The sequence below is a fragment of the Amycolatopsis sp. NPDC051758 genome (assembly GCF_044453095.1).
Lineage (GTDB): Bacteria > Actinomycetota > Actinomycetes > Mycobacteriales > Pseudonocardiaceae > Amycolatopsis.
On the sequence record NZ_JBITCJ010000007.1, the window covers coordinates 577,628 to 588,002 of the forward strand.

The window sequence follows — 10,375 nt, forward strand, 5'->3', positions numbered from 1 at the left end:
GCGCGTCGCGTTGACCGGTGTTCTCCGGGCGCTTACCGTCGAAGGAGGTAAATCGCCACGGTGTGATTCACGGTCTGGGGCCGGACCGCGGCGGTTGATCTCCGGTGGGTCCCGCTCCTGGGACTCCCCGGCTGTCATTCGCCGGCCGTCCGGTCGGGCGAGGGGAGGCTTGCGTGGTCGAGGCTGGTTCCGAGAAGCAGCCTGTTCAGGTCGCGGCTGGTGAGCAGGGTGAGCTGTTCCCCGACGACTCGCTGCCCGACGAGCTGGTGGGCTACCGCGGCCCGGCCGCGTGCCAGATCGCGGGGATCACCTACCGCCAGCTCGACTACTGGGCCCGGACGAAGCTGGTCGCACCCAGCATCCGCACCGCGCACGGCTCCGGCTCGCAGCGGCTGTACTCGTTCAAGGACATCCTGGTCCTCAAGGTCGTCAAGCGGCTGCTCGACACCGGGGTCTCCCTGCACAACATCCGGGTCGCGGTCGACCACCTGCGGGTCCGCGGTGTCCGCGACCTCGCCAAGGTCACCCTGTTCTCCGACGGCACCACCGTCTACGAGTGCACGTCGCCGGAAGAGATCGTCGACCTGCTCCAGGGTGGCCAGGGTGTGTTCGGCATCGCGGTCAGCGGCGCGATGCAGGAAATCAGCGGCACCATCCACGAGTTCCCGGCCGAACGCGCCGACGGCGGCATCGTCGAGCAGCACGGACCGGACGAACTGACCCAGCGCCGCAACGCCCGCCGGACCGGGTGATCATCGCCGCGGGGAACCGGGTAAGGTTTCCCCTGCGGTCGACGAATCCGCGCGGGAGAGTCCGAGCCACACTCCGAGCTCGGCGCCGAAGGAGCAAGTCCTCCCCGGAACCTCTCAGGCACCCAGGACCGCGCGGACGAGACGCCTCTGGAAAGCGGGTCGTCAGGACACAGCCTGATGGCCCCGCCGACGGTGCAAGCCCGGCTCAACCTCGGGTGAAACTCTCAGGCGCCCTTCGGGGTACGGACAGAGTGGGGAGGTTCGGCTCGGCTCAGGGCTCGCGAGCTCGCTCTCGCCTTCCTGGTGTTTTGTGGGGGTGCGATCCCCACACCCCGCCCGGGGGCTCCGCCCCCGGACCCCCGCGGTGGTCGCCTTTGGTTCCCGCGTCCGGTTAGGTGGGTGGAGACACCGCCGTTCGGAGGAGGCCATCGTGGATCTCTCGCTCGCCTCGCTCGAGCAGGGCATTCCCTTCGCCGAGCGGCACATCGGGCCCGGACCGGACGAACTTCGCCACATTCTCGACGTTGTCGGTGTCGCTTCGCTCGACGAGCTCTCCGAGCGTGCGGTTCCCGAGTCGCTGCGCGCGTCCGCGGAGCCGCTCGAGCTGCCGTCCGCCGCCAATGAAGCCGAGGCGCTTGCCGAGTTGCGGGCGCTGGCCGCGCGGAACCGGCCGATGGCGCAGATGATCGGGCTCGGTTACCACGACACCGTGACGCCGCCGGTGATCCGGCGGAACGTGCTCGAGAACCCGGCCTGGTACACCGCGTACACGCCCTACCAGCCCGAGATCTCGCAAGGGCGGCTCGAAGCCCTGCTCAACTTCCAGACCATGGTCGCGGACCTGACCGGGCTGCCCGTCGCGAACGCGTCCCTGCTCGACGAAGCCACTGCGGCGGCCGAGGCGATGACGCTGGTCCGCCGCGCCGGCAAGTCGGCGTCGAACCGGTTCGTCGTCGACGAGGACACCCTGCCGCAGACCCTCGCCGTGCTTCGGACGCGTGCCGAGCCGCTCGGCATCGAGCTGGTCGTCGAGGATCTTTCGCAGGGGCTGACCGGGCTCGGGCTCGGTGGGGACTTCTTCGGGATCCTGCTGTCCTATCCCGGCGCGTCGGGCGCGGTCCGCGAGTTCGACTTCACCATCACCGACGCCAAGAAGCACGGCGCGGCGGTGATCGTCGCCGCGGACCCGCTCGCCCTGACCTTGCTGCGCCCGCCCGGTGAACTGGGTGCCGACGTCGCGATCGGCTCGACCCAGCGGTTCGGCGTCCCGATGGGCTTCGGCGGCCCGCACGCCGCGTATCTGGCGGTTCGCCGGGGCCTGGAGCGGCAGCTGCCGGGCCGGCTGGTCGGCGTCTCGAAGGACGCCGATGGCGCACCCGCGTACCGGCTCGCCCTGCAGACGCGCGAGCAGCACATCCGCCGTGAGAAGGCGACGTCGAACATCTGCACCGCGCAGGTCCTGCTGGCGGTGATGGCGTCGATGTACGCCGTGCACCACGGGCCCGAGGGGCTGCGCGGGATCGCGCTGCGTGCGCACCGGATGGCGACCGTGCTGGCCGCCGGCCTCGCCGAGGGCGGCGTCGAGGTGGTGCACGGCGAGTTCTTCGACACGGTGACCGCCGCGGTGCCGGGCCGGGCGGCCGCGATCGTCGCGGCGGCGCGCGACCTGGGGGTCAACCTCCGCCACACCGACGACGACCACGTCGGCATCGCCTGTGACGAGACCACGACCCGGGAACGGCTTTCGTGCGTGTGGAAGGCGTTCGGCGTCTCCGTGTCCGATGTGGACGGCCTGGACGCCGACACGGCGGACGCGCTCCCGGCACCGCTGCGCCGCACCAGCGAGTTCCTCACCCACCCGGTGTTCCACGCGCACCGCTCGGAAACCGCGTTGCTGCGCTACCTGCGGCAGCTCGCGGACAAGGACGTCGCGCTCGACCGCAGCATGATCCCGCTCGGCTCGTGCACCATGAAGCTCAACGCCACCGCCGAGATGGAGCCGATCACCTGGCCCGAGTTCGCCGGGCTGCACCCGTTCGCGCCGGCCGAAGACGCCGCCGGGCTCTTGACCGTGGTGGCCGATCTGGGCGCCTGGCTCGCACGGATCACCGGCTACGACACGGTTTCCCTACAGCCCAACGCGGGCAGCCAGGGCGAGTTCGCGGGCCTGCTGGCCATCCGGGCCTACCACCGCTCCCGCGGCGAGCACGCGCGGGACGTCTGCCTGATCCCGGCCAGCGCGCACGGCACCAACGCGGCGAGCGCGGTGATGGCGGGCATGCGGGTGGTCGTCGTCCGGTGCGACGAGCGGGGCAACATCGACCTGGCGCACCTCAAGTCCACTGTGGACGACCACCGCGCCGACCTCGCGGCGATCATGCTCACCTACCCGTCGACGCACGGGGTCTACGAAGACACCGTCGGCGAGGTGTGCGAAGCGGTGCACAACGCGGGCGGGCAGGTGTACGTCGACGGCGCCAACCTCAACGCGCTGATCGGCGTCGCCCAGTACGGCCGCTTCGGCGCCGACGTCTCACACCTCAACCTGCACAAGACGTTCTGCATCCCGCACGGCGGTGGCGGGCCGGGGGTCGGCCCGATCGGCGTCCGCGCGCACCTGGCGCCGTTCCTGCCGAACCACCCGCTGCAGCCGGCCGCGGGTCCGGCCACCGGCGTCGGCCCGGTCAGCGCGGCGCCCTGGGGCAGCGCGTCGATCCTGCCGATCTCGTGGGCGTACGTCCGGATGATGGGCGCCGACGGCCTGCGCCGGGCGACCCTGGTCGCGGTGGCCAACGCCAACTACATCGCTCGCCGCCTCGGGGAGCACTACCCGGTGCTGTACGCGGGCCACGAAGGGCTCGTCGCGCACGAGTGCATCCTCGACCTGCGGCCCCTGACGAAGGCCACCGGCGTCACGGTCGACGACGTCGCGAAGCGCCTGGCGGACTACGGCCTGCACGCGCCGACGATGTCGTTCCCGGTCGCGGGCACGCTCATGGTGGAGCCGACGGAGAGTGAAGACCTCGCCGAGCTGGACCGCTTCTGCGACGCGATGATCGCCATCCGCGGCGAGATCGACCGGGTCGCCGCGGGTGAGTGGCCCTTGGCGGATTCGCCGCTGCGGCACGCCCCGCACACCGCGCGCTGTGTGACGGGGGAGTGGGACCGGCCGTACAGCCGGGAGGTCGCGGTGTTCCCGGCGGGCACCGGCGCGCCGAAGATCTGGCCCCCGGTCCGGCGGATCGACGGCGCGGCGGGTGACCGGAACCTGGTCTGCTCGTGCCCGCCGCCGGAGGCGTTCGCCTGAGCCGGTGCGGGCTGGGCGGGCGCGGCCGAAAGGACACCTACGCCGGGCCGGACCCGCACAGGAACGGGAGGTAGGTTGACGCCATGGCGAGTGCGCACGGTCCTGATCGGACGTCCGTGGTCGTGACCGGCGGCAGCGGCTTCATCGGCCGGGCCGTCGTGCGCGCCCTCCGCGACCGGGGTGTTCCGGTCACCGTCGTCGACCGGGTGCCGTTCCCCGAAGAGCTCGACGGCGTTCGTGTGGTCACCGGCGAGCTCGGTGAGGCCGCCGTCCGCGAGGAAGCCGTGACGCGGGAGACCGCCGGCATCGTGCACCTCGCCGCGCTGACGTCGGTGCTGCGCTCGGTCGAACTGCCCGAGCAGACCTTCGCCGACAACGTCGTGGTCACCCAGGAGCTGCTGGAGCTCGCGCGGCGCCGGGAGGTGCCGAAGTTCCTGCTCGCTTCGACCAACGCGGTGATCGGCAACGTCGGCACCGAGACCATCACCCCGGACCTGCCGCTGCGGCCGCTGACCCCGTACGGCGCGACCAAGGCGGCGTGCGAAATGCTGCTCTCGGGGTACGCCGGCGCGTACGGCATGACCACGTGTGCGTTGCGGTTCACCAATGTCTACGGCCCGGGAATGTCCCACAAGGACAGTTTTGTGCCGCGGATGATGCGCGCCGCGCTCACCGGCACCGGGGTCAAGATCTACGGTGACGGCCGCCAGCGCCGTGACCTGGTGCACGTCGACGACGTCGTCCGCGCGATCCTGCTGGCCCTCGACAGCGGCCACTCCGGCCGTGCGATCGTCGGCGCCGGGCGTTCGGTGTCCGTGCTGGAGATGGTCGAGGCCGTGCGCGAGGTCACCGGCGCCGAGCTGCCCGTCGAGCACGTCGAGGCCCCGGCGGGCGAGATGCCCGCGGTGGTCGTCGACGTCTCGGCCAGCGCCGGGACGATCGGCTACGAGCCGACGGTGTCGCTGATCGACGGCCTGGCCACGGCGTGGAAGTACTTCTCCGGGCTCGACCGTCCAAACGCGACACCGTGAGGGTGTTCCTGCGCCGCCACTGGCTGCTGCTCCTGCTGCTGGTGCCCGCGATCGTGCTGCGGGTGCTGACCTGGCTCGCCTACCGGCCGGCCCTGCTCTACATCGATTCGTTCCGCTACCTCGACAACCTTCACGCCCTGCGTGCCGACCAGCTCGACCCGATCGGCTACGACCTGGTGCTGCGCCCGCTGCTGGCGGTCGGCGGGCTCGCCTGGGTGGCCGCCGTGCAGCACGTCGGCGGTCTCCTGATCGCCGTCGGGGTGTACGCGCTGGTGCTGCGCCTCGGTGGCCGCCCGTGGGTCGGCGCGCTCGCCGCGACGCCGGTGCTGCTCGACGCCTACCAGCTGCAGATCGAGCAGAACATCATGTCCGAGGTCGTCTTCGAGGCCGTGCTGCTCGCCCTGCTGTGGCTGCTGCTCGGCCGCGGCGCCCCGGGCTGGAAGCGCGCCGGGGCCGCGGGCCTGCTGGTCGGGTTCGCCGTGCTGACCCGGCTGATCGGGATCTCGCTGGCCCTGCCGCTGCTGGTCCACCTGGTGGTCGCCGGGGGAGCGTGGCGGCAGTGGGCGGGCTGGCGTCGCGCCGGCGTCGGGCTGCTGGGGCTGCTGGTCGTGCTCGTGCCCTACGCGGCGCGCGTGCACGACCAGACCGGCAAGTGGGGCCTGACCGGGCCGTCCGGGAACATGCTCTACGGCCGGACCGCCGCCGTCGCCGACTGCGCGAACCTCCACCTCGACCCGACGCTGCAGGTGTTCTGCCCGACCGAACCCCGCGAGACGCGGCTGGTGGACAACTACACCCACGCCGACCTCGACCCCGCCTGGCCGGGCCCGCTGCCGCCCGGCGCGGACAAGGCCGCGCTGGCCCACGAGTTCGCGATCGAGGTGCTGAAGGCCCAGCCGTTCGACGTCGCGGGCGCGGTCCTGGACGACTTCTCGAAGAGCTTCGCGTGGACCCGCACCCAGGACCCCACCGACGTCCCGCTGGACCGCTGGCAGTTCCAGCTGACCTATCCGCAGTGGGCCGACCAGTCGCTGATCGACCTCGTCACGCAGCAGAACGACGGTGTGGTCGCGAGTGTCGACCAGCCTCTGGCGAAGATCCTGCGTGACTACCAGCTGGGCGGCGGCTACGTCCCGGGCGCGGTGCTCGGCATCGGCGCACTGCTGGGACTGCTGACGGTGTTCCGCCGCAAGGAGCCGGTCGACCGGGCGCGGGCCGGTGCGCTGCTCGCCGCGTCCAGCGGACTCGTGCTGCTCTTCGCGTCGGCGGTGTTCCAGTTCTCCTGGCGCTACCAGATCCCCGCCCTGGTGCTGCTGCCGGTGGCCGGGGCGCTCGGCTTCACGACGCTGACCTCGGCCAGCCGGAAACGCCTCGCCGCGTTCCCCGACAACGTCGACACCGGCGCGCTCGACGACTTCCGCGGCCGCCATCCGGAGCTGAAGCTCGCTCCGTTGACGGTTGTCATCGCGGCCTACAACGAAGCCGGCGGCATCGGCGAAGTGCTGGAGAAGATGCCTGACCAGTGCCTCGGCATGCCGGTCGACGTGGTCGTGGTGGTCGACGGCGGCACCGACAACACGGCCGAGATCGCGCGGGAGCACGGCGCGTACGTCTGCGTCGCACCCCGCAACCGCGGCCAGGGCGCCGCGCTGCGGCTCGGATACCACCTCGCGGCGTTGGCCGGCGCCGAGTACGTCGTGACGACCGACGCCGACGGCCAGTACGACAACAGCGAGCTCGAAGCGCTGGTCGGACCGGTCGTCGACGGCACCGCGGACTTCGTCACCGGCTCCCGGCGGCTGGGGCACGAAGAGGCCGACAGCCGCGTCCGCTGGCTCGGGGTGCGGGTGTTCGCGGTGCTGGCCTCGGTGCTGACCGGGCGGCGGATCACCGACACGTCGTTCGGCTTCCGCGCGATGCGGGCGGACCTGGCGTGCTCGGTCCCGCTCAACGAACCGCAGTACCAGTCGTCGGAACTGCTGCTCGGTGTGACCGCGCGCGGCTCCCGGGTCGTCGAGCTGCCGATGAGCATGCGGCTGCGCAAGGCGGGCAAGAGCAAGAAGGGCGGCAGCGTCGTTTACGGCGCCAACTACGCCCGCGTCATGACCGGGACGTGGTGGCGGGGGTACGTGCTGCGCCGCGGCCGAACACGAGCCGGTCGAGCAGCGTGAACTTTACGACGAACACCAGCGCGTAACTGGCCACGTACGCGCCGTCGACGAGCACGACCCACCAGAAGTGCGGCAGGTTCAGCGGCGTCAGCAGCGAGCCCGCCAGCGTGGTCAGGCCGATCGACGCGAGCCCGCCGAGCCCGATCACGACCAGGTAGGGCAGCAGTTCGCGCCGGACCCGCGGCCGCCCGGTCCGGCCCCACACCCAGCGGCGGGTGACGACGAAGTTCAGCACCGCGCCGGCCGCCCAGGCCAGCGTGCTCGCCAGGGCCGCCGCCCCGCCGGTGGCGAGGACGGCGAGCAGGACGACCTGGCTGAGGACCGTGGCGGCGACCGACGTCGCGGCGGCGCGCGCCAGGCGGGCCCAGCCGCGGCGGCGCGTCTTCTCCGTCGTGCGGGGCCGCACGCCGTTGGTTACGGTCGTCATGCCCCCATCCTCCCCGCGGGCCCGCCGCGCCGCCGTCCGGGTCCCCTACGCATAGGAGATTCACAGCTGTTTGCCAGGTCCTCATCAGCACGTGATCGATAACGTCGGGTTCTTGCAAGCCTCTGCTCGTTCGCGGGATCAGCATGCTTGTACGTAAACGAGCAGGAAAGGCGGCACAATGCGGGTGCTGGTTCTCGGCGGTGACGGATATCTGGGTTGGCCGACCGCGTTGCACTTATCGGACAAAGGCCACGAGGTAGCCGTTCTCGACAATTTCGCCCGCCGCGGCTACGACGCCGAACTCGGTGTCGAAAGCCTCGTCCCGATCGAATCCCTGGCCGACCGGATCGCCGCGTGGCACGAGGTCTCCGGGGCGGCGATCACCAGCTACGAAGGCGACCTGCTGGACGCGGAGTTCCTGTTCGAGGCGGTACGCGACTTCCGGCCCGATTCGATCGTCCACTATGCCGAGCAGCGGTCGGCGCCGTACTCCATGATCGACCGCGAGCACGCGGTGTACACCCAGCACAACAATGTCGTCGGGAACCTGAACCTGCTGTACGCGATCGCGGAGATCGACCCGGCGATCCACCTGGTCAAACTGGGCACGATGGGCGAATACGGCACGCCGAACGTCGACATCGAAGAAGGCTGGCTGGACCTCGAGCACAACGGGCGCAAGGACCGCGTGCTGTTCCCGAAGCGTCCCGGCTCCTTCTACCACCTGACCAAGGTCCACGATTCGCACAACATCGAATTCACGTGCCGCGCCTGGGGACTGCGGGCGACGGATCTCAATCAGGGCATCGTGTACGGCCAGCAGACGCCGCAGACCGCGCTGGACCCGCGGCTGGCCACCCGGTTCGACTACGACGCGGTGTTCGGCACCGTGCTGAACCGGTTCGTCATCCAGGCGGTCCTCGGCCAGCCGCTGACCGTGTACGGCAAGGGCGCGCAGACCCGCGGCCTGATCGACATCCGCGACACCGTGGAGTGCATCCGGCTCGCCGTCGAGAACCCGGCCGAGGCGGGGGAGTTCCGCGTCTTCAACCAGATGACCGAGAGCATGTCGGTGGCCGCCATCGCCGACCTCGTCGCCGAGCGGTTCCCCGGCCCGGTGCAGATCGAGCAGCTGGAGAACCCGCGCACCGAGGCGCTGGAGCACTACTACAACGTGAAGCACACCGGGCTGGTCGGGCTGGGGCTGGCGCCGCACCTGCTCTCGGACACGCTGATCGAGTCGATGTTCGACATCGTCGGCGCGAACAAGCACCGGGTGAACCCGGACAAGCTGCGCCCGACCGTGCGCTGGCGGGGCGCGCTCAAGAGCTGACGGCGCGGGACCGTGGGGGGGGCCCCGGCCCGGGGGGGGCGGCCCACCGGGCGGGGGGGGGGCCGGGCGCCCGCGACGGCGACCCCGCCGAACTACTCGACGGCCGCAGCTCACGGCTCTTCCTCGTCATCACGGACGGGCTCGCCCACGGCTGGGCGGGCCACGGGGCCGACCGGTTACTGGAACGGCTCGCATCCGGCGGGCCCACCGCGCTCGTCCACCTCCTGCCGCCCTATCTGCGCCACCGCTCCTCGCTGTTCCCCTTCCGCGCCCAACTGGACGCCGGAGGCTTCGGCGCGCCGAACCGACGGTTCCGCTTCCGCCCGCCGCTCGGCGCGCACGACCCCGTCCGGCCGCTGCCCGAACCGGACGACGACACCGTGCCCGTACCGGTGCTCAGCGTGCGCGCCGGGTCCTTCCGCGCCTGGGCCGACCTGGTGACCGGCGAACGCGGGGTGCGGCGAACGCTGCCGGTCGTCCTGGCGGGTGCGATGGCCAAGGGGGCCTCCGCCCCCGGACTGCGCACCCCCGTCGTCGACGGTCCCCGGGCGGCGGCCGCCGCCGTACGCAGGTTCCGCTCGCTGGCCAGCCCGTTGGCCCGGCAGCTCGCCGTGCTGCTGGCCCTCGCCCCGATGGACTTCGCCGTCATCGACGAGCTGCGCGACCTGGCCCTGCCGGACGCCGGGCCCGAGCACCTCGCCGAGGTCATGATGGGCGGGCTGATCGACTGGGACACCGGCGCCGAGGGCGGCCCGGACTTCGCCGACGACGTACGCGAAGCGCTGCTCGCCACCAGCACCAGGACCCAACTCGCGCGCACCGTGGGCCTGCTGGCGGAGCTGCGTACGGGGCAGGGCCACGGCGCGCGGCTCCGCGCGGCCCTCCACGACCCGGTGCGCACCGCCCTCCCCGGTGCGGAGCCCGGGGCCCGCCCCTGGCTCCGGATCGAACTGGCCGTCCTGCGAGCGCTGGCGGGCCCGTACGCCGGCCGGGCCGCCAGGGTGGCCACCCGCCTGATGGGCTCGTCGGGCGGCCCGTCTGCCCGGCCGGGTGAGATCGGTGCGGAACCGATGAAAAACGCCGCGAATTGGGCAAAGCTGCCACCGGACAGCGTCGTTTCACCAGGAGGACCCGTGCCGCCCACGACACCCCCAGCAGCTGACACCTCGGCACCAGCTGACAACACCGCCCGGAGGGCTCGCGAGGAGATGGAAGTCAAACCGCCGGAAGCACGCGTCGTCCGTTCGGGCCAGCCGAGGATCATGGGCAACGTACCGCCCAAGAATCCCAACTTCACCGGCCGCGAGTCCCTTCTCGCGGCCGTGGAGCGGCAGCTGACCGAGGACGAGACGAC

General features: G+C 71.7%; 7 protein-coding genes and 1 riboswitch. Of the genes, 6 read left to right on the plus strand and 1 reads right to left on the minus strand.

The window, feature by feature from the left end; all coding sequences use genetic code 11:
* Window positions 1–173: 173 nt before the first annotated feature.
* The 4 genes from ACIA5G_RS33015 to ACIA5G_RS33030 all read left to right on the plus strand — a co-directional run bounded on the left by ACIA5G_RS33015 (window position 174) and on the right by ACIA5G_RS33030 (window position 7,261).
* Window positions 174–752, plus strand: a complete 579-nt coding sequence (locus ACIA5G_RS33015) for a MerR family transcriptional regulator (protein WP_395930308.1) — start codon at window positions 174–176, stop codon at window positions 750–752.
* 42 nt (window positions 753–794) lie between these two features.
* Window positions 795–893: riboswitch (glycine riboswitch) on the plus strand.
* Window positions 894–1,179: 286 nt separating this feature from the next.
* Complete coding sequence (gene gcvP / locus ACIA5G_RS33020) at window positions 1,180–4,059, plus strand: aminomethyl-transferring glycine dehydrogenase (RefSeq protein ID WP_395930346.1); 2,880 nt, start codon at window positions 1,180–1,182, stop codon at window positions 4,057–4,059.
* An 83-nt stretch (window positions 4,060–4,142) separates the two neighbouring features.
* Window positions 4,143–5,090 carry an NAD-dependent epimerase/dehydratase family protein gene (locus ACIA5G_RS33025; protein WP_395930310.1) on the plus strand — a complete coding sequence of 316 codons (948 nt, stop codon included), beginning with the start codon at window positions 4,143–4,145 and terminating at the stop codon, window positions 5,088–5,090.
* Window positions 5,087–7,261, plus strand: coding sequence for a glycosyltransferase family 2 protein (locus ACIA5G_RS33030; protein ID WP_395930312.1), 2,175 nt, complete (start codon window positions 5,087–5,089; stop codon window positions 7,259–7,261). Before ACIA5G_RS33025 ends, ACIA5G_RS33030 begins: the two co-directional genes overlap by 4 nt.
* Here the strand turns inward: ACIA5G_RS33030 and ACIA5G_RS33035 are convergent.
* Window positions 7,191–7,688 (minus strand): GtrA family protein, encoded by a 498-nt coding sequence (locus ACIA5G_RS33035; protein WP_395930314.1) that lies wholly within the window; start codon window positions 7,686–7,688, stop codon window positions 7,191–7,193. The genes ACIA5G_RS33030 and ACIA5G_RS33035 overlap by 71 nt on opposite strands.
* 178 nt (window positions 7,689–7,866) lie before the next feature.
* On the opposite strand from ACIA5G_RS33035, the gene ACIA5G_RS33040 reads away from it, so the two are divergent.
* Together ACIA5G_RS33040 and ACIA5G_RS33045 are read left to right on the plus strand one after the other, a co-directional pair.
* Window positions 7,867–9,021 carry an NAD-dependent epimerase/dehydratase family protein gene (locus ACIA5G_RS33040; RefSeq protein ID WP_395930316.1) on the plus strand — a complete coding sequence of 385 codons (1,155 nt, stop codon included), beginning with the start codon at window positions 7,867–7,869 and terminating at the stop codon, window positions 9,019–9,021.
* Window positions 9,018–10,375 (plus strand): SAV_2336 N-terminal domain-related protein (locus ACIA5G_RS33045; RefSeq protein WP_395930348.1); only part of this gene is annotated, 1,358 nt, incomplete at its 3' end. The genes ACIA5G_RS33040 and ACIA5G_RS33045, both read left to right, overlap by 4 nt.

What these genes read in the sequence shown, in the direction of transcription:
- ACIA5G_RS33025 (WP_395930310.1), top strand. Translation starts at nt 4,143, where the DNA reads ATGGCGAGTGCGCACGGTCCTGATCGGACGTCCGTGGTCGTGACCGGC.
- ACIA5G_RS33035 (WP_395930314.1), bottom strand. Translation starts at nt 7,688, where the DNA reads ATGACGACCGTAACCAACGGCGTGCGGCCCCGCACGACGGAGAAGACG.
- ACIA5G_RS33040 (WP_395930316.1), top strand. Translation starts at nt 7,867, where the DNA reads ATGCGGGTGCTGGTTCTCGGCGGTGACGGATATCTGGGTTGGCCGACC.